This is a genomic window from Glycomyces sp. MUSA5-2 (assembly GCF_037034145.1).
GTDB lineage: Bacteria > Actinomycetota > Actinomycetes > Mycobacteriales > Micromonosporaceae > Glycomyces > Glycomyces artemisiae.
This window is the reverse complement of the sequence record NZ_JBAGKG010000010.1, coordinates 68,910-91,281: the sequence shown is the minus strand read 5'-3', so window position 1 is coordinate 91,281 and position 22,372 is coordinate 68,910. Positions and strand designations below refer to the sequence as shown.

General features: G+C 71.0%; 15 protein-coding genes. 10 read left to right on the top strand and 5 right to left on the bottom strand.

What is annotated here, in order from left to right:
- Positions 1–42 precede the first annotated feature (42 nt).
- On the top strand, positions 43–1,233 hold the full coding sequence (locus WA640_RS24555) for a M20 metallopeptidase family protein (RefSeq protein WP_335991310.1): 1,191 nt from the start codon (positions 43–45) through the stop codon (positions 1,231–1,233).
- Positions 1,234–1,320: 87 nt separating this feature from the next.
- Positions 1,321–1,767, top strand: coding sequence for an iron chaperone (locus tag WA640_RS24550; protein ID WP_335991309.1), 447 nt, complete (start codon positions 1,321–1,323; stop codon positions 1,765–1,767).
- A 41-nt stretch (positions 1,768–1,808) separates the two neighbouring features.
- Here the strand turns inward: WA640_RS24550 and folE are convergent, their stop codons facing one another.
- Positions 1,809–2,411, bottom strand: coding sequence for a GTP cyclohydrolase I (gene folE / locus WA640_RS24545; protein WP_335991307.1), 603 nt, complete (start codon positions 2,409–2,411; stop codon positions 1,809–1,811).
- Between the two features lie 92 nt (positions 2,412–2,503).
- Between folE and WA640_RS24540 the strand changes: the two genes are divergently transcribed.
- From WA640_RS24540 to WA640_RS24530, 3 genes are all read left to right on the top strand, one after another.
- On the top strand, positions 2,504–3,151 hold the full coding sequence (locus tag WA640_RS24540; protein WP_335991305.1) for a helix-turn-helix transcriptional regulator: 648 nt from the start codon (positions 2,504–2,506) through the stop codon (positions 3,149–3,151).
- A 53-nt stretch (positions 3,152–3,204) separates the two neighbouring features.
- Positions 3,205–3,537 carry a YnfA family protein gene (locus WA640_RS24535; RefSeq protein ID WP_335991303.1) on the top strand — a complete coding sequence of 111 codons (333 nt, stop codon included), beginning with the start codon at positions 3,205–3,207 and terminating at the stop codon, positions 3,535–3,537.
- A 176-nt stretch (positions 3,538–3,713) separates the two neighbouring features.
- Positions 3,714–5,771: a cellulase family glycosylhydrolase gene (locus tag WA640_RS24530; protein ID WP_335991302.1), complete on the top strand. Its 2,058-nt coding sequence runs from the start codon at positions 3,714–3,716 to the stop codon at positions 5,769–5,771.
- A gap of 78 nt (positions 5,772–5,849) precedes the next feature.
- Here WA640_RS24530 and WA640_RS24525 read toward each other — a convergent pair whose 3' ends face one another.
- From WA640_RS24525 to WA640_RS24510, 4 genes are all read right to left on the bottom strand, one after another.
- Complete coding sequence (locus WA640_RS24525) at positions 5,850–7,874, bottom strand: right-handed parallel beta-helix repeat-containing protein (RefSeq protein WP_335991301.1); 2,025 nt, start codon at positions 7,872–7,874, stop codon at positions 5,850–5,852.
- 78 nt (positions 7,875–7,952) lie between these two features.
- Positions 7,953–9,767: a glycoside hydrolase family 127 protein gene (locus WA640_RS24520; RefSeq protein WP_335991299.1), complete on the bottom strand. Its 1,815-nt coding sequence runs from the start codon at positions 9,765–9,767 to the stop codon at positions 7,953–7,955.
- 222 nt (positions 9,768–9,989) lie between these two features.
- On the bottom strand, positions 9,990–13,739 hold the full coding sequence (locus tag WA640_RS24515) for a glycoside hydrolase family 2 TIM barrel-domain containing protein (RefSeq protein WP_335991297.1): 3,750 nt from the start codon (positions 13,737–13,739) through the stop codon (positions 9,990–9,992).
- A gap of 201 nt (positions 13,740–13,940) precedes the next feature.
- Positions 13,941–15,737 (bottom strand): ricin-type beta-trefoil lectin domain protein, encoded by a 1,797-nt coding sequence (locus WA640_RS24510; protein ID WP_335991296.1) that lies wholly within the window; start codon positions 15,735–15,737, stop codon positions 13,941–13,943.
- 238 nt (positions 15,738–15,975) lie between these two features.
- Here WA640_RS24510 and WA640_RS24505 point away from each other — a divergent pair, with 238 nt between their 5' ends.
- From WA640_RS24505 to WA640_RS24485, 5 genes are all read left to right on the top strand, one after another.
- The gene (locus WA640_RS24505; RefSeq protein WP_335991295.1) at positions 15,976–16,902 is read left to right on the top strand and encodes a carbohydrate ABC transporter permease; all 927 of its coding nucleotides are present in this window, start codon (positions 15,976–15,978) and stop codon (positions 16,900–16,902) included.
- Between the two features lie 11 nt (positions 16,903–16,913).
- On the top strand, positions 16,914–17,729 hold the full coding sequence (locus tag WA640_RS24500) for a carbohydrate ABC transporter permease (RefSeq protein ID WP_106364729.1): 816 nt from the start codon (positions 16,914–16,916) through the stop codon (positions 17,727–17,729).
- 25 nt (positions 17,730–17,754) lie between these two features.
- Entirely contained in the window at positions 17,755–19,068 is a 1,314-nt protein-coding gene (locus tag WA640_RS24495) for an ABC transporter substrate-binding protein (protein ID WP_335991292.1), read from the top strand.
- A gap of 27 nt (positions 19,069–19,095) precedes the next feature.
- Positions 19,096–20,124 (top strand): LacI family DNA-binding transcriptional regulator, encoded by a 1,029-nt coding sequence (locus WA640_RS24490; protein ID WP_335991291.1) that lies wholly within the window; start codon positions 19,096–19,098, stop codon positions 20,122–20,124.
- 100 nt (positions 20,125–20,224) lie between these two features.
- Positions 20,225–22,303 (top strand): alpha-galactosidase, encoded by a 2,079-nt coding sequence (locus WA640_RS24485; RefSeq protein WP_335991289.1) that lies wholly within the window; start codon positions 20,225–20,227, stop codon positions 22,301–22,303.
- The last annotated feature ends 69 nt before the right edge of the window (positions 22,304–22,372 follow it).

Sequence of the window (22,372 nt, the reverse complement as noted above, 5' to 3'; positions counted from 1 at the left end):
AGTACTAGCCGACCGGCCAGTGGAGAGCGTTCAGGAGCGGACATGGATTTCCGAAGTCAGGCTGCCGCCATCGAGGACGAGCTCGTCGCGCTGCGCCGCGAGCTGCACCGGTACCCGGAGGTCGGGCTCGACCTGCCCGGGACGCAGGCGGCGGTTCTCGCCGCGCTCGACGGGCTGCCGCTGGAGATCACCCTCGGCAAGGCCGCGACCTCGGTGACCGCGGTCCTGCGCGGCGGCGGGCCGGGCCCGGTCGTGCTGCTGCGCGGCGACATGGACGCGCTCCCCGTCGTCGAGGAGAACGACGCCGACTACGTCTCCCGGCGCGTCGGCACCATGCACGCCTGCGGCCACGACCTCCACACCGCGGGCCTCGTCGGGGCCGCGAAACTCCTTGCGGCGCACCGGGACGAGCTGCACGGCGACGTCGTCTTCATGTTCCAGCCGGGCGAGGAGAGCGGCGACGGCGCCGGGCACATGATCGCCGAAGGCGTGCTCGACGCCGCGGGCCGCAGAGCGGACGCGGCGTACGGCCTCCACGTGATGTCGGACCGGCTGCCGCGCGGCGTGTTCACTACGAAGCCCGGGCCGATGATGGCGGCGATCTCGGCGCTCACGGTGAAGGTGGTCGGCGCCGGCGGGCACGGCTCCCGCCCGCACACCGCGCTCGACCCGATCCCGGCCGCGGCCGAGATCGTCACGGCGCTCCAGACGCTCGTCACCCGCCGGTTCTCGGTGTTCGACCCGGTCGTGCTCACCGTGGGCACGTTCCACGCCGGGACCCGGCACAACATCATCCCCGACAGCGCGGTGTTCGAGGCCAGCGTCCGCACGTTCTCGGAGGAGGCGCTCGCGCGGGTGGAGCACGAGTCGGTGCGCCTCGCGGAGGGCATCGCCGCCGCGCACGGCCTCACTGCCGAGGTCCGGTTCGTGCGCGAGGACCCGGCCACGGTCAACGACCCCGCCGAGGCCGCGTTCGTCGCCGAGACGGTGCGCGACCTGTTCGGCGCGGAACGGTACGTCGAGATGACCGATCCCGTCACCGGTTCCGAGGACTTCTCGCGGGTGCTGGAGCAGGTGCCCGGCAGCTACCTGTTCCTCGGCGCGACCGTGAAGGACGACTTCCGCGAGGCCGCCTCGAACCACTCGCCCCGCGCCGCGTTCGACGACGCCGTCCTCGCCGACGGCGCCGCGCTCCTCGCCGAGCTCGCCTTCCGCAGGCTGGCGCGCGGCTGAACCGATCGATCAGGAATCGAGAAGCGCGGCTCAGCTGGGAAAACTAGCATCGAGGGCATCAGGGAAACGACATCGAAGGAGCCCGTGATGACCGCGAAGCAGACCGCCAAGACCTCCGTCGCCTTCACCGACGAGGAGCGTTCGGCGATGAAGGAGCACGCCGAGGAGCTGAAGAGGGAGCAGCGCCGCGGCAAGCGCGCGACGAAGGCCGACGGCACGGCCGACGTCCTCGCGAAGATCGCCGAGATGGAGGGCCCCGACCGCGTCCTCGCCGAGCGGATCCACGAGATCGTCACCGCCAACGACCTCACCCCCAAGACCTGGTACGGCATGCCCGCGTACGCCAGGGACGGCAAGGTCGTGTGCTTCTTCCAGAGCGCCCAGAAGTTCAAGGCCCGCTACGCCACCCTCGGCTTCAACGACTCGGCCGCACTCGACGACGGCGACATGTGGCCGACCGCCTTCGCCCTCACCGACATCACCCCCGCCGTCGAGAAGCGCATCGCGGCCCTGGTCGCCCAGGCCGCAGGCTGACGGGCCGCTCGACTTCAGGCCGCGCCCCGGCGGACGCGCGGTCAGAAACCGGCGAGCGCCAGGAACTCCTGACGGGAGCTGGGATCGGTGCGGAGCGTGCCGAGCAGGGTCGAGGTCACGGTGCTCGAACCGGTCGCCAGCGCACCGCGCAGCGTCATGCACGAGTGCTCGGCCTTGAGGACGACGCCGACCGCTGTGGCGCCCAGCTGCGCCTGGAGCCAGTCCGCGGTCTGCTTCGTCAGGCGCTCCTGCGTCTGCGGCCGGCACGCGAAGTGCTCCACGACGCGGGCGAGCTTGGAGAGGCCGAGGACCCGCTCGCCGGGCAGGTAGCCCACGCAGGCGTGGCCGGTGAACGGCAGCAGGTGGTGCTCGCAGATCGACCGGAACGGGATGCCGCGGGCGAGCACGAGCTCGTCGTAGCCCTCCTCGTTGGGGAACGTGGTGAGGTTGAACGGGCGCGGCGTCAGCATCTCGGCCCAGGCCCGGGCCATCCGCCCGGGCGTGGCCCGCAGGTGCTCGGAATCGTGGTCCATGCCGAGCGCCTTGAGGAAGGCGGCCGCGGCGGCCTCCGCCGCGACCAGGTCGGGCTCGACGGCCCCTTCCCGGTCGCGGAACTCGGGGCGGGGCGCTGCGGTCGTCGACATGCGGGTCTCCTTCTAAAGACAATCAGCATTGTTTTTAGTGTCGGCAGCCGACGCCTGTTTGTCAAGATTCATTGGTGGTAGAGTCCCGCCATATGAACCAGGCCCCCGACCAGGCGTGGCATCCCGAGGCGCTCGCGAACCCGGTGCGGCGCCGGGTCTTCGACTACGTCGCGGCGCAGACCGCACCGGTCCGCCGGGACGAGGTGGCCGCCGCGGCCTCGATCAGCCGCACGCTCGCCGCGTACCACCTCGACCGGCTCGTCGACGCGGGCCTGCTCGCGGTCGGCTACGCCCGGCCCGAAGGCCGCGGGGGCCCCGGCGCCGGGCGGCCCGCCAAGCAGTACCGCCCCGCGCGGGAGGAAGTCTCGGTCTCGATCCCGCCCCGCGACTACGCGCTGCTCGCCGAGATCCTCGCCGACGCCGTCACCGCCTCTGATTCCGAAGCGCTGCAACAGGTCCTGCACGCCGCCGCCGAACGCCGCGGTCGCGCCGTCGACGGTTCCGCCGGGCTCCTCGCGGCCCTGGCGGACTGCGGGTACGAGCCCCGGACCACGCCGGAGGAGGACATCGAGCTGGCCAACTGCCCGTTCCACCGGCTGGCCCAGCAGGAGGCCGCGCTGGTCTGCGGCCTGAACGTGCCCTATCTGCGCGGCGTCCTCGCCGCGGCCGCCGCCGATCCCGACCGCGTCGAACTCGCCCCGGGCCCCGGCCGCTGCTGCGTCCGCATCCGGCAGGAGTAGCACCGGCGCGACGTACGCGTCCGCGGCGCGTCGGCCCTGGTAGGTTCGCGCGCATGGACACCGCCCGCTCGATCAGTCTGTTCCTGCTCGCCGCGCTCGCCGAGATCGGCGGCGCCTGGCTCGTCTGGCAGGGGCTGCGCGAGCACAAGGGGGTCCTGTGGATCGCCGCGGGCGTGGTCGCCCTGGGCGCCTACGGGTTCGTGGCCGCCTTCCAGCCCGACCCGAACTTCGGGCGCATCCTCGCCGCGTACGGCGGGGTCTTCGTCGCCGGGTCCCTCGCCTGGGGCATGGTCGCCGACGGATTCCGCCCCGACCGGTGGGACGTCATCGGCGCCGCCATCTGCCTCGTCGGCGTCGCCGTCATCATGTACGCCCCGCGTACTTAATGAGCCCCGGCAACAAACTTGTGCACAGGTCCCGGGACATCGCTTTCCTTAGTTTCACTGGTTGACAAAGTCGACGGAATCCGCGTACGGTGCTTCGGCGGGCCTACATCTGCATATCTCGATGCCACCGACCCCTGGCCCCACACGATTTCCCCCTCCCGGCAAGGAGTCTCGACATGAGTCCAACCACTGTCCACCGGCGGCGACGGCGCCTCGGCGCGATCGCCACCGCCGCCGTCGCCGCGATGACCGCCGGCCTCTTCGGCGCGGTCAGCGCCCAGGCCGCCCAAGGCTGCGAAGTCGACTACGAGGTCACCGGCGAGTGGCCGGGCGGCTTCATCGCCGACGTCGAGGTCACCAACCTCGGCGATCCGGTCGACGGCTGGAGCCTCGAATGGGACTGGCCCGACGGCCAGCACGTCACGAGCATGTGGAACGCGAAGCACACCGCCTCGGGCGAGACCGCCAAGGCCGAGAGCTACAGCTACAACGCGAAGATCGCCACCGGCGACTCCGCCTCGTTCGGGTTCACCGGCTCCTGGTCCGGCGAGAACACCGACCCGATCGGGTTCCGCCTCAACGGCCGCCTCTGCGACGGCACCTCCGGCGAGCCCACCGAGACGCCCACCGGCGGTCCGCAGGAGTGGGACAACGCCACCGAGCAGGTCGCGGCCATGGAGCCGAGCACGAACATCGGCAACACGCTCGACGCGCTGGGCGGCGAGACCGCCTGGGGCAACCCGATGATCACCGAGGAACTGCTCCAGACGTACAAGGCCGAGGGCTACAACTCGATTCGCCTGCCCGTCACCTGGGACGAGTTCACCGGCCCCGCACCGGATTACACGATCGCGCCCGAGCGCATGGAGCGCGTCGCGCAGGTCGTGGACTGGGCCCTGGAGAACGACCTCCAGGTCATGATCAACCTCCACCACGACTCGTGGATGTGGCTCGACGAGCTGCCGAACGACCACGACAACGTGATGGCGAAGTTCGAGGCGATGTGGACGCAGATCGCCGAGCGCTTCAAGGACTACCCCGACGGGCTCTCGTTCGAGAGCAACAACGAACCGCAGTTCGTGGGCAAGGAGGGCGACGCGGGCGACCCGTACAACGAGGAGCTCAACCGCGCCTTCTACGACATCGTGCGGGGTTCGGGCGGGAACAACGCCGATCGGCTCCTGGTCCTGCCGACGCTGAACACCAACGCCGCGCAGGAGCGGCTCGACCCGCTCAAGGCCATGATCGACAGCCTGGACGACGACATGGTCGCCGCGACGATCCACTACTACGGGTTCTGGCCGTTCTCGGTGAACGTCGCCGGGTTCCCGACCTACGAGGCGCAGTCCCAGGCGGACCTCGCGGGCTCCTTCCAGCGGACGCACGACACCTTCACGGCGAACGGCATCCCGGTCATCGTGGGCGAGTGGGCGATCCTGAACTACGGCTACACCGGCCCCGAGGTCGTCGAGTACGGGGAGATGCTGAAGTTCTTCGAGGACTTGCAGTTCCAGGCCCGCCAGTACCACTTCACGACGATGATCTGGGACGCCGGGCAGTTCCTCAACCGCAACACCCTCCAGTGGCGCGACCAGTACCTCTTCGACCGGATCTCCTCCAGCTGGACGACCCGTTCGGGTTCGACCTCGTTCGACCGGATCTACCTGGAGAAGGCCGGGACCATCGGCGACGTGTCGCAGACGCTGAACCGCAACGGCCTTGAGTTCGAGGGCCTGTGGGACGGGGACGCGCAGCTCGTCGAGGGCACCGACTACACGCTCTCGGGCGACACGCTCACCGTCAAGGCCGCGACGCTCACCCGCCTCGCCGGGGACCGCGCCTACGGCACGAACGCGACGATCGAGGCCCGCTTCTCCGCGGGCGTCCCGTGGCGCGTCAACATCATCTCCTTCGACCAGCCCGTCCTCTCGGACGCGACCGGGACGACCTCGCTCGTCATCCCGACCCAGTTCAAGGGCGACCACATCGAGCAGATGGAGGCTCACTACGCGGACGGCTCCAACGCCGGCCCCGCCTCCTGGACGCCGTACCAGGAGTCCAACGTGAGCTGGCTGCCGAACTACAGCGGCGGCACGATCACCGTTCCGGAGGCGTTCGTGAACGCGATCAGGGACGGCGAACCCGTCACGATCACCTACCACTTCTGGGGAGGCGACTCGGTCGACTACACCGTCGTCAAGAACGGCGGCACGGTGACCGGGACGGCCTCGTAGCGGCCGCACCGCTTCCTCTCCACCAGGACGCCCGCCGGGCCGGAGCCGCCGCTCCGGCCCGTCGGGCGCGGTTCGCGTTCAGCTCCGGCGGTCCGGGCCCGGCGCGGTGAGGATCAGGGTGCCGGGAGCCGACGCCGCGAACGGGCCGGGCACGGCCTCGTCGCGCGGGCGGCCGGTGAAGTCCTCGCTCAGGTCCAGATCGGATCCGTCCGGGCCGGTGTAGCCCATCTCGGCCTGGTAGCTGATCCCGAGGCGCTCGGTCGTCACGGCGGCCACGGCGGCGAGGGCCGCGGGGTCGACCACCTCGACGCGGACGGCGCCCGCCGCGGCGTCGTGGATTTCCACGCGCACCGGCGCGGTCTTGACCACGAGCGGGGAGGGCTCCGCGCGGAACGGCTCGGCGCCGTCCGCGTACAGGTTGCCCTCGATCCGGACCGGGAGGCGCGGCCCGGCCAGCGCGCTCCCGCGCTCGTTCGGGTACTCCCCCGGCGTCGGGTACGCGTCGTACTGCGAGGTCCCCACCGGGGTCGGCACGAAGGCGGCCTGGCCGGGCACGCCGTCGATGTCGATCGCGCCGGACCAGAAGCTCGCGAGGACCGGTTCGGACCCGGGGTCCGGCTCGGCGCGGTCGTCTTCGCCGGCGCCGACGAAGACGTTGTTGTAGAACCGGTCGTCACCGCCGAGGATGTTCGAGACGCCGTAGACGGCCGTGGAGTGCGGGAGGTGGTACGGGGTGTACCGCTGGTGCTCGGTGCAGTTCGCGATGCGGCCCGCGAAGTAGTTGTGCACGTAGGCGCCGCCGGTGGCCATGTCCTTGACCGACCACGGCGAGAGGAACAGGTTCGAGTCCACGAGGTACGGGCCGTGGCAGACCTCGACCATGAAGTCCTCGGCGGTGGAGGCGTAGAAGGTGTTGCGCCGCACCAGGGTCCCTTGCGCCTGCCAGTCGAGCCACAGGGCCCGGTGCGTGTGGTGGATGGTGTTGCCGCTGATCACGGTGTCGATGGCGGCGTGCAGCTTGATCCCGGCCACCTCGGCGCCGTGCCACTGCCGCTTCACGTGGATGCCGGAGATGTGGTTGTCGGCGATGGTCGAGAACGCCGCGCCGAGGTGCCCGACGACGCCCGCCTGCTCGCAGTCGCGGATCGTGTTGCGGCGCACCGTGTGCGAGCCGACGTGGTCCCGGTGCCACGGCTGCGGCTCCCCGGCGTCGGGGCCGCGCAGGGCGAGCGCCCGCTGGATCACCTCGCGTTCGCGCTGCGTGCCGCCTTTGTCGCCCCGCTCTCCCGCGGTCCACTCGTTCTGACCCGTGCTCGCCTCCTTGCCGAGGGAGACGCCGACGTTCTTCGAGTCGGTGATCGTGTTGTCCTCGATCACCCAGCCCTTGGACCAGTGCGGGCCGATGAGGCCCTCTTGCAGCGCGGTCGGCGGCGCCCACTGCGTGGCGGCCTTGGTCAGGGTGAGGCCGCGCACCGTGATGTAGTCGATTCCCGTTGCGGCGGGCCAGAAGACGAACTTGCGGGCGTTGATCTCGATCTCGTGCGCGGCCGGGTCGGCGCCGCCGAAGTTCGCCCAGATCGTCGTGGCGTCCTCGCCCGCCTCGCAGTACCACGTGAGCAGGGAGCCCGCCTGGTCGAACGAGTCCTCGGTGACCTCGGGGCGCTCCACGCCGGCCAGGGTGAGCGACTCGTACATGGACTTGCCGTCGAGGTACACCTCGCCGGTGTGCCAGGTGTTGACCTGGTCGAAGAACCAGTCGCCGCCGATGCGCTCGACGTACGGGTGGTGCTCCCCGAACAGGGTGTTCGGCACCGTCGTCACCCAAGTCGAGCCGATGTGCGGGCGCCAGTCGGCGACCACCTCGGCGCCGGAGATCGTGACCGGCTCGTAGCGGCCGTCGGCGCCGAGCGCGGCCTGGTAGGTGATCGGCGCGGCGGCCGTTCCGCCGCGCGGCGGATTCACCCACTCCCGGTACACGCCTTCGTGAACGATGACCGCGTCCCCGGGTTGCGCCAGCGCCGCGGCCGCGCCGATGGTGAGCAGGGGCGCCTCGGCGGTGCCTTCGGCGGTATCGGACCCGGACTTCGCAACATGCAGTTCCACGCCGCACACCTTAGTCGCCGCCCTCAGCCGAGCCCCCACCCAGCCCATCGACCGCGCTCGATCACTGACACCGACTGGTCATGCGATCGGGTTCCAGACCCTCATGGCGGCCGGTCCTCTCGTGTCGCGGAGTCGGAAAGGCACCAGTGCTATCTCGGCGGGCCCACCGCTCCCCGCATCGGCGTCCGGACCGTACGGCCACTCGCCGGGGCGGTCGCCGAGGAGCCCTTGGACGACGATTCGGCCGTCGCGCTCGGACAGTGGCGCTCGGTCGTCGATGGCGAGGTCCGCCAGGTCGGCCCCGGCGGGGAGGTCGATGCTCTCGACGCACCACACTTCGGGCCCGCGTTCGACCGCGGCGCAGCCGTGCAGGCCGTCGATGCGCCGATGCGGATAGGTCCAGCGCGGTTCGATCGGCAGGTGGAGGCGGATCTCGTCGCCGGGTGCGAAGTCGGCGGTGACGTCGGCGAACGAACCGGGCTCGGCGGTGCGGGCGATGCCGTCGGGTCCGGTGATCGTGGCGCCTTCGGCCCAATGCGGCACCCGGAACGACACGGTCCGCGCGCCGCCGTCGTTGGCGTCGATTCGCGCCGCGATCACGCCGTCGTCGGGGTAGCTCGTCTCGACGGTGAGCGCGAGGCGGGCGCCGTCGACGACGGTGTCGATGGTGCAGGGCGTGAACTGGTGGATCTGGAGGCCGCGTTCGCTGGTGGTGGCGACGTACGCGGCGAACTGGGCGAAGGTGCGGGCGAGGTTGGTGGGGCAGCAGGAGACCTCGAACCAGTGGCCCCGTCGGCCTCCGGCGCTCAGGTGCGGGAGCGCCCCTTCGGTCGGCGGTTCGGGGTCGGCGGTGCGCTGGTGGAGCGGGTTGGCGTAGAAGAACGACTTGCCGTCGGGGGCGACCGCGCCGGAGAGCACGTTCCAGGCGATCCGCTCGATCATGTCCCCGTGATGCGGCTCCCCGGTGGCGAGGGTCAGGCGCCAGGCGGTCATGATCGCCGCGATCGCGGCGCACGACTCCGAGTACGCCTCATCCGGGTTGAGCGCGAAGTCGCGGCCGAACGCCTCGTCGGCGTACTGCGAGCCCATCCCGCCGGTCAGGTGCGTGCGGCGCGCGACCGTCCGGTCCCACTGGCGGCGCAGCGATTCGAGCAGCTCGGCGTCGCCGGTCTCGACGGCCACGTCGATCGCCCCGGAGGTGAGGTAGAGCGCGCGAACCGCATGGCCGCGCAGCACCTCGGCGTCGCGGACCGTGACGTCGTCCTGGTAGTAGAGGCCGTTCTCCTTGAGGGTCCCCTTTCCGTGGCGCTCGATGAACAGCCGCGCCTGCTCCAGATAACGGGGCTCCCCGGTCGCGCGGGAGAGCTCGGCCAAGGCCACTTCAATCTCCGCGTGACCGCAGATCCGCTCGATCCCCCCGGGCCCGAACGTGTCGCACACATGGTCGGCGGCCCGCCGCGCGATCCGCGTGAACTCGTCCTCGCCGTGGTTGCGCAGGCGCGCGACCGCAGCCTGGATCAGGTGGCCGAAGCAGTACAGCTCGTGGCCCCATTCGAGGTCCGAGTACCGGGGTTCCTGGCCGGGGTTGCCGAACGCGGTGTTCAGGTAGCCGTCCTCGTGCTGGGCCGCGCCGATCCGGGCGGTCAGCTTCTGGAGCTCCTCCTCCAGCCCGGGGTCGCCGGTCCGGCCGATCTCCCATGCCGTCGCCTCGGCCAGCTTGTAGATCTCGGAGTCGGAGAACTGGAAGCCGGTCCGCTTGAACTCCTTCCCCTCTGCGGCGCGGTCGAAGTTGGCGGTCCATTCGAGTGCTTCGAGCCAGTGCAGGCAGTGGCGGATCGTCGCCGCCGCGTTCACCGCCTGCCGCTCGGACCAGTGGCCGCCGGTGAGGCGCACTTCCTCCGTCCCTAGGGGACGGAATGTTCCGGTGGAAGGTACGACGGGTGTGCTCAAGCGGTGCGTTCCAGTCATGGCCGGGGTTCCTTTCGAGGAGTCACGCCGACAGCGCCGACAGTGATCAGGTGGATCGTGGCCGTGTCGAGGCTAGGCGCGGACCACGGGTCTCGGAAGGTCCAGGTTCACCGTCTGCTGGTCGTTTTTCACTGTCGGATGAGCAGGTCAGGTGCGTTGGAGGTTGAAGCGCTGGTTGGCGGCGCCGGTGTAGGTCCATTGGGAGATGCGGGCGCCGTCGGCGGTGGACTGGCTCCAGACGTCCATGGCCAGGCCGCTGGCGCGGTTGACGAGGCTGACGGTGCCGCCGCCGTGGTCGGTCACCTGCCACTGCTGGGTGGTCGCGCCGGAGGAGGGCTGCTGGGTGATGTCCGCGCCGGTGCCGGTCCCTGCGACTTGGAGGACCAGGCCGGAGTGGCGGGCGCGGATGCGCCAGTAGCCGCTTCCGGCGTCGACGAAGTCGAACTGCTGGTTGGCGCCGTTGTTGGGCGTCCACTGCACGAGTGCGGCCCCGGCGGCGGTGGAGGCGCCGCTGATGTCGGCGGCCTTGCCGCTGTGCTGGGGCGACAGGCGGTAGTACACGCCCGGCTGCACCGGCCCGCTGACGCCGCCGGTCTCGGTGGGGCGGCGGGAGAGCGCCGTCGCCTGGTCGACGGCGGGCAGCGGCCTGAGCCGGTAGGTGTAGGTGTAGTCGCGATTGGCGAACAGCTTGTACTGGTCGAGCGGCTGCGCGCCCCAGCTGTTGTCGCCGCCGACGCCCGTCTGCCGGTGGTTCAGGCGCAGCACCACTTCCTGGCGCGGGGTGAGCTGGTAGTCGTGGCGGGCACCCCCAGAGAGGTCCTCCGGCGTGAAGTGGGAGGCGTTGACTTCGAGCAGCGGTTCGCCGGCGGCGAGGAGGCCGCGGCCGCTGCCGTCGACGAGGGCGACCCAGCGGACGTCGGTCTTGTTGCCGTTCTCCTGCGGGCGGATGTAGCCCGTCCACTGCTCGGCCACGGTGGAAGAGTAGACGCCGACGTCGGTCCCGGTGTGCCGGTCCCAGTGGTTCTCCTCCGGCCCGCGGCCGTAGTAGTGCATCCGCTCCAGCGAAGAGGGCAGGAACAGCATCGTGCCGACCTCGGGGATGTAGGGCAGGCTCGACGCTCCCGGATGGAGCGTGAAGTCCACTTTGATCTCACCGTTGCCGTAGACGGTGTACGTCGTCGTGTACGTGGACTGCGTGCTCGTCGGCAGGGTGCCCCGCACGGTGATCTGGCGGGACCGGTCGGAGGGCCGGGCGACAGTGACGCCGGTGACCGTCCTGTCGCGTCCCGCGGTCCGCCAGGTGCCGTTGCGGCTCGGGTGGCCGTTGCCGCGGTCGTTGTCGGTGGGCGCGCGCCAGAAGTTCGGGACGGGGCCGGAGTCGACCAGCCGCATGCCCATCGCCTCGTACGCGGTGATCTCCCCGGTGGCCTTGGAGACGGTGACGCTGAAACCGGTGCCGGTGACGGTGATCCGGTCGCTCGCTTCGGTGTCCGCGAGCGTCGGCACCTCCGTGATCGGGACGGGGACGACGGGCGGGCTGTCGAAGTCGACCGCGAGCTGCTGGGCTGCCACTTCGTGTCCGGCGTCGGCCCAGACGGTCGCGGCCTTGAGGGTGAACGAGAGTTCGAGGAAGTACTCCGCGCCGGGCGCGGGCGAGGCGGGGCGCTGGACCGGCACGCGGATCGCCTTGCTCGTGAGCGGGGCGATGTCGAGCTGCGCGGCGGTGAGGCCGCCGCTCTGCACCGTCTCACCGTCGGCGACCAGCTTCCACTTGCCGTCGAACTCGTTCGCGTTGGTGAAGGCGAACTCGTTGGTGATCCGCACGTCCCCGGCGGCGAGGTCGGTGCCCGCGGTCGTGTTGAGCGCCTGGTAGACGCGCTTGACCTCGGCGGCCTTGCCCGCGGGCTCGCGTTCGGCGGAGACGATGCCGTTGGCGCAGAAGTTGCCGTCGTTGGGGCTGTCGCCCCAGTCGCCGCCGTAGGCGAGGTAGGTCGCCCCGCCGCCGAGCGGGATCGGCCAGCGCAGGCCCTGGTCGGTGAAGTCCCAGATGTACCCGCCTTGCAGGACGGGGTACTGGCGGATGACGTCCCAGTACTCCTTGAAGCCGCCGTTGGAGTTGCCCATCGCGTGCGAGTACTCGACGAGGATGTAGGGCCGGGTGTCGCCGGTGTCGAGGGCGCGGTCGCGGATGCCCGCGGCGGTGTTGTACATCTGCGAGCGGATGTCGCTGACGGCGGGCCGGTTGTCGCCTTCGTACTGGACGATGCGGGTCGGGTCGGCGGCCTTGATCCAGTCGCGCATGGCGACGAAGTTGGAGCCGCCGCCGGCTTCGTTGCCCAAGGACCACATGACGACCGAGGGGTGGTTCTTGTCGCGGTGGACCATCTGGGCGGCCCGGTCGACGACGGCGGCGGTCCAGGCGGCGTTCGAGGCGGGGTAGTTGTCGCGGACGCCGTGGGTTTCGAGGTTGGCCTCGTCCATGACGTACATGCCGTACTCGTCGGCGAGGTCGTACCAGTCGGGGTGGTTGGGGTAGTGGGAGGTGCGCATCGCGTTGATGTTGAGCCGCTTCATGACCGCGATGTCGCGGATCATGTCCTCGCGGGTGAGCGCGGCGGCGTGGTCGGGGTCCATCTCGTGGCGGTTGACGCCGCGCAGGGAGACCGGTCTGCCGTTGATGCGCATGAGGCCGTCGCGGATGGCGAACTCGCGGAAGCCGACGCGCGCGGAGACGGTCTGGGTGACGGCGCCGGAGGGGTCGCGCAGGCGCAGGACGGCGGTGTAGAGGTTGGGGTGCTCGGCGGACCAGAGCCGCGGGCCCTGAACGGCTTTGGTGCCCTTGCCGGTCGCGTCCTGTCCCGGTTGGACGGAGCCGATGGCGACCTGGGTCTGGAGCGGCGCGGACCAGACGGGCTGGCCGCCCGCGTCGTAGAGCTGGGTCTCGACCGTGTAGGTCGCGGTCTGCTGGGCGCCGCGGTTGCGGACGGCGACCGCGACGGCGAGGTCGGCGTTGGTGTAGTTGTCCCGCAGCGGGGTGTCGATCTTGAAGTCGCGCAGGTGGACCGCGGGGAGCGAGTAGAGGAAGACGGGCCGGAAGATGCCGGAGAGGCGGATCATGTCCTGGTCTTCGAGCCAGTCGCCGTCGGGGAAGCGGTAGACCTCGACGGCGATCAGGTTGGCGCCGGAGCGCACGTGGTCGGTGATGTCGAATTCGGACGGCGTGTAGGAGCCTTCGCGGTAGCCGACCTTGGTGCCGTTGACCCACAGGTAGAAGCCGGACTTGACGCCTTCGAAGTGGAGGTGGACGCGCCGTCCCTGCCAGGCGGACGGCAGGTCGAAGGAGCGGCGGTACTGGCCCACGGGGTTGAACCGGGTGGGCGCGAAGGGGGGCTGGGCGTTCTCGTTCTGGCCGTTGGCGCCCCACCAGGGGTAGGTGAAGTTGAGGTAGATGGGGAAGTCGTAGCCCTCGGGCTGCCAGTTGGCGGGCACCGGCATGGTGTCCCAGCCGCTGTCGTCGAGGTCGGTCCGGTAGAAGTCGAGGTCGCGGTCGGCGGGGCGGTCGGCGTGCTGGAACCGCCAGTCGCCGTCGAGGCCGAGCCGGTACGGCGAGTCGGTGCGGTCGGCCGCGAGGGCCTGCGCGAGGTCGGCGTAGGGCGTGAACGTGGCGTGGGCGGGCTCGGCGCCGACCTGGAAGATCCCGATGTTGTTGTTCCACTCGGGATAGCCGTTGGGCGGGTCGGTCCAGGCGGCCGCGTCGAGGCCGTCGGCAGCCGTCTCCTGCTGGGCCGCTGCCGGTTCGGCCGCGAGCGGGAGGGAGGCGCTCCCGATCGCGGCGAGGCCGCCGCCGATGACGGTGCGGCGGCGCGCGCGGCCGCCGGGTTCGGTGGACGCTGCCATGTCGTTCCTCCGGGGGGTGGCCGCGAGCGCGGCGGCGAACATTGGCGACAGTCTATAAAGGTTGGATCTATCAAGTCAAGTATGTCGATATTTCACCGTAAGGATCGGCTTCGGCGGCGCCGCGCCGGGGAAATCATCGGATCAACCCGCGGCGCCGACGGAAGCGGCCCGGCCCCGGCGCGGGCCGGGCCGCTCACCGGTCTACATCAGGGTCCAGCGCTGGTTGGCGCCGCCGTGGCAGGTCCACAGCACCACTTTCGAGCCGTTCGCGGTCGCCGCGCCCGACACGTCGAGGCACAGGCCGGACTGGACCGACCTGACGGTCCCGTCGCTCCCGAGCGTCCACTGCTGGTTCGTCCCGCCGTGGCAGGGCCAGATGATCGCCTGCGTTCCCGGACTGGTCCCGTTCTCGTAGGCGTCGAGGCAGCGGCGCGAGTCGCCGCTGTAGACGCTGAGCTGGCCGCCCGAGTACGTCCACTGCTGGTTGGACGCGGAGTGGCAGTCCCAGATCTGCACCTGCGTGCCCGCGGTGGCGGTGCTGTTCGGCACGTCGAGGCAGCGCCCGGAGGCGGTGCCGCGCAGCTGCCCGGCGTCGCTGCCGGTGCCGTCCGCCGGCGTCAGGTACACCGCGAAGGCGTCGCCGGAGTTCTGGAAGGTCAGCGGGACCGAGACCGAGCCGCTGGAGGCGCTCACGTCCTGGCTGTACACCACCAGCGGCGACCCCAGCGGGGCCTGCTCGGGGATGCGCTGGACGGTGACGTGGACGCTGCCGCCGCCGGTCAGCCACGGCACGGCCGACAGCCCGGTGACGTTGACGTTCGCCGGCCCGGTGTAGCCGTTGATGTTCCCGATGACGGCGACCGCCCGCCCGTTCGCCTGGTCCTTCGCGGCGGAGATCGCGGTCCCGCCGACCTGCCCGGAGGTCTGCACGAGGGTGCCGGTCATGTCGGCGTAGGCGCGCATCACCCAGTAGTTCCCGGTCGGCTGCCAGGTGCCGCCGGACTGGGTGAGCAGGCCGGTGAGGTTGGGCGTCAGGCAGCAGACCCAGTTGCCGCGCATCGCGTTGTCGTAGTCCGACTGCGCGAACCGCGCCAGGTACCAGGCGGTGACGTTGGCGGTCTGCATGTTCTGCGGCTGGTACTCGTTGGCCGACAGGGGCAGCGGGGCGATCCCGTTGGCCGAGAGCGCGGCGAGGGTGTCGTCGCCGACCTCGACGGGGTCGTCGATGTTCCCGAGCGTGTGGTTGGTGATCATGTCGGGGAGGGTCCCGGCGTCCCTGGTGTGCCGGAGCCAGGTGTTCCACTGGTCGGGGCGCCGGTCGGGCGTGTACGCGAAGGAGGGGCCGACGATGACGGCGTCGGGGTCGGTGGCGCGGATCTCCTGGACCGCGCTGTCCCACATCTGGAAGTACTGGGTGCCGTTGACGGGGCGCTCCCAGAAGATCGAGATGTCGGGCTCGTTCCAGATGTCGTAGGCGATCGGGAGCCCGGTGTCGCGCAGCTCGGCGACGACGGTGCGGACGAAGGTGCGCCAGTTCGAGCAGTCCCCGTTGTCGCACGGGTACAGCGTGCCCGCGCCCTGGCCGCCGTAGGCGCCGTACATGTCGCTGAGGATCGCCTGGTACTGCGCGTTGTACGGGTCGGCGGTGAACCGCTCGGCCTGAGCGGTGATCGAGTCGAGGATCGTCTGCGTGGCGCTCCCGTACCGGTAGCCGTCCTCGATCCAGCCGCGGGTCATGTGGCCGCCGGCGCGGAAGGCGTTCATGCGCAGCGGTTCCAGGAGCGCGTCGGAGGGCTGGGAGCCGTCCCCGGTCACGCCGTAGAGGAACCCGAGCCCGACCCCGTTCGAGGGGCCGGCGTCGGCGGCGAGGTTGACCTGGAGGGAGGTCTGCGCCTGGCCCGCGCTCGGCGCGAGGATCTGGAATCCGAAGGTCAGGGCGAGCGCGAGCACGCTGAGGAGTGCGGCTCGACCTCGTTTTGTGAGCGTTCTCAATGCCATTGGAGCTCCATGGTCGTCGATGGTCGGAGGAGTGGCCGGACGCGACCGATGCCGGGTTGACCTGTCGGTTCGTTCGGACCTGCGGAGTCGGGGCCGTCAACGGGGATCACGAGGGCCCGTACCCGGAAGAATAGATGGCAATCGATGCCTGGTCAAGGCGGCCTTGACGCGCCCGTTTGTGAGCCCTAACATTCAATCTTGTCACTTCGTTGATGTAATCCGCAGATGGGAGGCGCCAGTGGCGGAACGCCGGACCGACACCGCCGCACCGCCTGTGAGCGCCCGCAGGAGGCGCCGCCGCGGCGCCGCGACCGCCTACGCGCTGCTCGCGCCGAGCCTCGTGGGCTTCGCCGTCTTCCTGGTCCTGCCGATCCTCGCGGTGCTCGTCCTGAGCCTCTTCGAATGGAACTTCCTCACCGACCCCGAGTTCGTGGGCCTCCGGAACTACCGCGACCTCGCCGGGGACGACCGCGCGCTCCAGTCCATCGGCAACACGTTCTACTACGTGCTGCTCAACATCCCCGCCCAGACCGTCCTGGCCCTGCTCCTCGCCCTGGCGCTGAACTCGAAGATCAAGGGCCGCAACGCCTTCCGCGTCGTCTACGTCCTGCCGTGGATGGCCATGCCCGTCGCGCTCGGCGTCATCTGGCGCTGGGTCTTCGACCCCGTCAACGGCGGCCTCAACCGCTTCCTCGGCCTCTTCGGCGTCGACGGCGCCTCCTGGCTCAACGACACCGCCTGGGCCATGCCGGTCGTCGCCTCAGTGAACGTCTGGCAGTACACCGGCTACACCATGCTGTTCTTCCTCGCCGGACTCCAGGCGATCCCCGCCGAGCTCTACGAGGCGGCCGACGTCGACGGCGCCTCGCGGACCCACCGTTTTTTCGCGATCACCCTGCCGCTGCTGCGCCCTGCCATGCTGTTCGTCCTCGTCACCAGCGTCATCGGCTCGTTCCAGGTCTTCGACACCATCCACGTCATGACCGCGGGCGGCCCCGCCGGATCCACCGCCACCCTGAACTACCAGATCTACCTGGAGTCCTTCACGCAGCGCAGCGCCGGATACGGCTCCATGCTCGCCGTGGTCCTGTTCGCGGTCATCGCCGCGATCACCCTGCTCCAGGTACTCCTGTTCCGCAAACGCACCGTCTACGACTTCAGTTAGGAGGCGCCACCGTGAAGCGAATCCTCCTCTACGCCGTGCTGACCGCGGGCGCCGTCGTCTCCGTCGGCCCCTACCTGCTCACCGCGAGCGCCGCGTTCAAGTCCGGGCAGGAGATCCTCACCTCCGACCCCTGGCTGCCGCCGCGCAACCCGGTCCTCGCGAACTTCGCCGAGGTCTGGAGCCGCTACGACTTCGCGCTGTTCGCCGCGAACTCACTTCTCGTCGCCGTCGCCGTGACCGCCTGCCAGCTCGTCGTCGCCACCCTCGCCGCCTACGCCTTCGCCCGGCTGCGCTTCCCCGGCCGCGACGCCCTGTTCTGGGCCTACATCGGGACGATGATGGTGCCGCAGATCGTGACCCTCGTGCCCACCTTCGTGATCGTGCGCGAGCTCGGGCTCGTCGACACCCACGTCGGGCTGATCCTGCCGTTCGTGTTCGGGTTCCTCATGCCATACAGCGTGTTCCTGCTGCGCCAGTACTTCAAGACCATCCCCGAATCGATCGAGCAGGCCGCCCGCATCGACGGCGCTGGCACCGGCACGGTCCTGTGGCGCGTCGTCGTGCCCATGTCCCGGCCCGTCCTCGGCACGCTCGCGATCGTCGCCTTCGTCAACACCTGGAACAACCTGCTCTGGCCGCTCATCATCACCCACTCCGAGGCCACCCGCGTCATCACCCGCGGCATCGCCCAGATGCAGGGCCAGTTCAACCAGCAGTACCACCTCGTCCTCGCCGCCTCGGCGATGGCGCTCCTCCCGCTGGTCGCCGTCTTCCTGGCGTTCCAGCGCCACATCGTCCGCTCGATCGCCTTGAGCGGCATGAAGTGAACCCCTCCCGAAAGGAGACGTCCGCATGACCCGGCTTCGCACCGCGGCCGCGCTCGCCCTCGCCGCACCGCTGGCCCTCGCCGCCTGCGGCGGCGGGGACGACGGCACCGTCACCCTCCGCTACGCCTTCTGGGACGACCCGCAGCGCCCCGCGCTGGAGGCGATGATCGACGCCTTCAACGAGGACCACCCCGACATCCGGATCGAACTCGAACAGACCCCCTGGGACGAGTACTGGCCCGGCCTCGACAGCCAGTTCGCGGGCGAGTCCGCGCCCGACGTGTTCTGGAACCACGTCTCCCGCTTCCCCGCCTACGCCTCCTCGGGCGTGCTGCTGCCGCTCACCGACCGCATCGAGGAGGACGGCCTCGACGCCTCGGTCTACCCCGAGGACCTCTACGCCTCCTGGCAGTTCGAAGGCGACCAGTACGGCCTCCCCAAGGACTGGGACTCCATCGCGATGGTCTACCGCCTCGACGCGCTCGAAGCCGCCGGCATCGACCCGTCCGAACTCGACGGCCTCGAATGGAACCCCGACGACGGCGGCACCTACGTCGAGTTCCTGCAGAAGCTCACCGTCGACGCGGACGGCGACAACGCCCTCTCCCCCGACTTCGACCCCGGGAACGTGGTCCAGTACGGCACCGCGATGGCCTCCTCCACCGGCCAGACCGACTGGTGGAACTACGCCGTCCAGAACGGCTGCGACCTCCAGACCGAGCCGTGGGGCGACTACGCCATCGACGCGCCCGAATGCGTCGAGGCCATCGAGTTCACCGCCGACCTCTACAACCGCTGGGGGGTCGCCGTCCCGGCGGAGGTCACCAACCAGCCCAACGGAAGCCTCGCCTCCGAGCAGGTCACCGCGGGCGCGGCCGCGACGGCCCTCGACGGCTCCTGGACCCTCGGCGTCTACCGCGACGGCCTCGAACCGGGCACCTGGGCGGTCGCCGACAACCCCTCCGGCCCCGCCGGCTCCGGCACCGTCATCAACGGCCTGTCCAATGCGGTCTACGCCGGGACCGAGCACCCCGACGAGGCCTGGGAGTTCGTGAAGTTCCTCGGTTCCGAAGAGGCCCAGGCCATCGCCGCCGACCTGGGGTCCGTCTGGCCCGGCGTCGCCGGCCTCAACGGCCGGTTCGCCGACTACTGGGCCGGGCAGGGCGTCGACGTCTCCGGATTCCAGACCGCCGCCGAGGGCACCACCACCGGGTATCCGCTCTCGCTCGACGACGCCGCGTTCTCCACCGCGGCGCTCGACGAGTTCAATCAGGTCTGGCTGGGCGACAAGGACGCGCAGGCCGCCGCCGACGCGGTCGTCGCCATCGCCAACGAATAGCAGCCCCGAACCCAGGAAGCGAGCCGCATGAGCACGGACAGGCCCCGACGCGTCAACATCGTCGACGTCGCCAGGCACGCAGGCGTGTCGCACCAGACCGTCTCCCGCGTCATCAACGACTCCCCGCTGGTGGCGGCGGCGACGCGCCGGAAAGTCCAGGCGGCCATCGAGGAACTGGGCTTCCGGCCCAACCGGCTCGCCCGCGCCCTCGCGGGCGGCACCGCCAGGGAGGTGACCGTGCTGACCACCGACACCTCCCTCTACGGCGCCTCGGAGACCCTGAGCGGCATCGAGGACGCCGCCCGCGCCGCCGGGCACACCGTGTCCGTCTCGGTGATGAACCCCGACCAGCCCTACGCCGACGGCGACGTGCTGGCCCGACTCCCGCACCTCGGCTCGCCCGCGATCGTCATCGCGCACGACGCGACCACGACCCGCGCCATGCGCGCCCTGCGCGCCGCCCAGCCCTCGACCACCGTCGCCACCGGCGGCGGCGACCTGGCCGACGAGACCGAGGCCGCCGACTGGCTGGTCGCCCTCGACGACCGGGCCGTCGCCGCCCGCGCCACCCGCCACCTCCTCGACCTCGGGCACGCGACCGTCCACTATCTCGCGATCCCGTCGAAGGCCCCGCGCCGCCTCGGCTGGGAGCAGGCGCTCCGCGACGCGGGCCGGCCCGTGCCGCCCCCCGCCGCGTGCGACTGGTCCACCGCCTCGGCCTACCACGCCGCCATCGGACTCCTGGAGGACCCGGACGTGACCGCGATCCTCTGCGGGAACGACGACCTCGCCGTCGGCGCGGTCCGCGCCGCGCACATCGCCGGGCGCGCCGTCCCCGGCGACCTGAGCGTCGTCGGCTTCGACGACTGCCCGTACGCCGCGTTCCAGGTCCCCGCGCTCACCACCGTGGGCCTCGACTTCCGCGGCCTGGGACGGGGCGCCTTCGAGCTGCTGCGCTCCAAACTCGACGGCGCCCCGCGGCCCCGGCCGACCTGGCGGCAGCCCGAGCTCATCGTCCGCGAGACCTCCGCTCCGCCCCGGAACAGGACGGAGTGAGGACCGGCGGCCACTCCCCTCCCCCGCCCGCGACCGACCCCGCCGCGACGCCGCGCACCGCGGCGGCGCGGCGTTCCGCCACCACCCGAAAGGCCCGACCATGCCGCACGCCGACGACCGGACCTGGCTCATCGACACCCCGAACACCACCTACGTCCTGGCCCTCGACGACGACGACCGGCTCCACGGGCTCCACTGGGGCAGGCGCCTCAACCGCGAGCAGGCCGCCGACCTGCCCGGCCTCCACGCCCCCCGCGCCAGGCCGGTCTTCGACGGCCTCGACGCCCGGCTCGACCTCAACCCCGCCGCCGCGTTCCGCTACGGGCAGACCGGCCTGCAAGTGCGCTTCGCCGACGGCACAACCGAACTCGAACTCCGGTTCACCGGCGCCCACCGCGACGGCGACGAGCTCGCCCTGGGGTTCGAGGACCGCCACTACCCGCTCGACGTGCGCACCGTGTACCGGACCTTCCCCGACACCGACGTGATCGAGCGGCGGGTCGTGCTCCGCAACCGCGGCGACGACCCGGTCGAGATCGTCCGCGCCGACTCCGCCACCTGGGTCCTGCCGCGCCTCGACGACTACCGCCTCAGCCAGCTCCACGGCTCCTGGGGCGCCGAGTTCCAGCTCACCAGGACCCGACTGCCCTACGGCGAGACGCTGATCGGCTCCCGGCGCGGGATCACCGGCCACCAGTCGAACCCGTGGCTGGCGCTCGACGACGGCACCGCGGGCGAATACTCCGGCCGCGTGTGGTCGGTCGCGCTGGCCTGGAGCGGCACCTGGCGCATGACCGCCGAGCGGAGCACCGACGACCGCGTCTCGGTCTCGATCGGCTTCGGGCACGACCCGGTCGCGTTCGCGCTCGCACCAGGCGAGACCCTGGAGACCCCCGCCTCGGCGGGCCTGTGCACCGACGGCGGGTTCTCCGCGGGCGCCGCCGCCTGGCACGACTACGTCCGCGGCCACGTGCTCGCCCACCCCGGCGAGGTCCGCCCCGTCCTCTACAACTCCTGGGAGGCCACCGGATTCGACGTGTCCGCCGGATCCCAGATGAAGCTCGCCGAACGCGCCGCCGCCCTCGGCTGCGAGCTGTTCGTCATGGACGACGGCTGGTTCGGCGCGCGCGTCGACGACCGGGCCGGGCTCGGCGACTGGACCCCGAACCCCGACCGGTTCCCCGACGGCCTCGCCCCGCTCATCGACCACGTCCACGGCCTCGGCATGGGCTTCGGGATCTGGGTGGAACCCGAGATGGTCAACCCCGACTCCGACCTCTACCGGGCCCACCCGGACTGGGTCTACCACCGCCCGCACCGGCGGCGCTCCGAGACGCGCCAGCAGCTCGTGCTCAACTTCGCCCGCGACGACGTGCGCGAGTGGGCCCACGAGTGGCTCGACCGGCTCCTGCGCGACCACGGCGTCGACTTCGTCAAATGGGACATGAACCGGCCCTTCACCGAGGCCGGCTGGCCCGGCGCCGAGCACGGCGACCGCCTGTGGATCGAGCACACCCGCGGGTACTACGCCGTCCTCGACCGGCTCCGCGCCGACCACCCGCGCGTGCGCATCGAGACGTGCGCCTCCGGCGGCGGACGCGCCGACCTCGGCGTCCTCGCCCGGACCGACCAGGTCTGGACCTCCGACAACACCGACGCGATCGACCGCATCGCGATCCAGGAGGGCTTCGCCCAGCTCTACCCCGCGCAGGTCATGGGCGCCTGGGTCACCGACTCCCCGAACCCCTTCACCCGCCGCGCCGCCCCGCTCGACCTGCGCTTCCACATCGCCATGACGGGCGCGCTCGCCGTCGGCGGCGACCTGCGCCGCTGGACCGAGCGCGACCTGTCGCGCGCGGAGGCCCTGGTGGCCGAGTACAAGCGGGTGCGCGAGACCGTCCAACTCGGACGCCGGTACCCGCTGCGCGCGGGGACCGTGCAAGGCGTCCAGTTCAACCGCGGCGCCGACACGGCCGTCGTCGCCTGGCGGCTCGAACGCCGCTTCGGCTACCCGGACCCGCTCCTGCCGCTGCACGGCCTCGACCACGGCGCCCGCTACCGCGACGAGGCGACCGGCCGCGTCCGCCACGGCGCCGTCCTCGCCGAGCACGGCCTCGACCTCGGCCTGAGCGAAGCCGACCCGGCCAGCACCGTGATCCGCCTGCGCCGCATCGACTGAGCCGGGGTCTGCCGCCGTCCCGCCGGTCGATCGCCTCGACGGCTCCGCCCGACCGCACCAGAATGGGGC

Coding starts and splice junctions, on each gene's coding strand:
- WA640_RS24485 (WP_335991289.1), top strand. CDS start 20,225: ATGCCGCACGCCGACGACCGGACCTGGCTCATCGACACCCCGAACACC.
- WA640_RS24530 (WP_335991302.1), top strand. CDS start 3,714: ATGAGTCCAACCACTGTCCACCGGCGGCGACGGCGCCTCGGCGCGATC.
- WA640_RS24555 (WP_335991310.1), top strand. CDS start 43: ATGGATTTCCGAAGTCAGGCTGCCGCCATCGAGGACGAGCTCGTCGCG.
- WA640_RS24490 (WP_335991291.1), top strand. CDS start 19,096: ATGAGCACGGACAGGCCCCGACGCGTCAACATCGTCGACGTCGCCAGG.
- WA640_RS24495 (WP_335991292.1), top strand. CDS start 17,755: ATGACCCGGCTTCGCACCGCGGCCGCGCTCGCCCTCGCCGCACCGCTG.
- WA640_RS24515 (WP_335991297.1), bottom strand. CDS start 13,739: ATGGCAGCGTCCACCGAACCCGGCGGCCGCGCGCGCCGCCGCACCGTC.
- WA640_RS24540 (WP_335991305.1), top strand. CDS start 2,504: ATGAACCAGGCCCCCGACCAGGCGTGGCATCCCGAGGCGCTCGCGAAC.
- folE (WP_335991307.1), bottom strand. CDS start 2,411: ATGTCGACGACCGCAGCGCCCCGCCCCGAGTTCCGCGACCGGGAAGGG.
- WA640_RS24510 (WP_335991296.1), bottom strand. CDS start 15,737: ATGGCATTGAGAACGCTCACAAAACGAGGTCGAGCCGCACTCCTCAGC.
- WA640_RS24535 (WP_335991303.1), top strand. CDS start 3,205: ATGGACACCGCCCGCTCGATCAGTCTGTTCCTGCTCGCCGCGCTCGCC.
- WA640_RS24550 (WP_335991309.1), top strand. CDS start 1,321: ATGACCGCGAAGCAGACCGCCAAGACCTCCGTCGCCTTCACCGACGAG.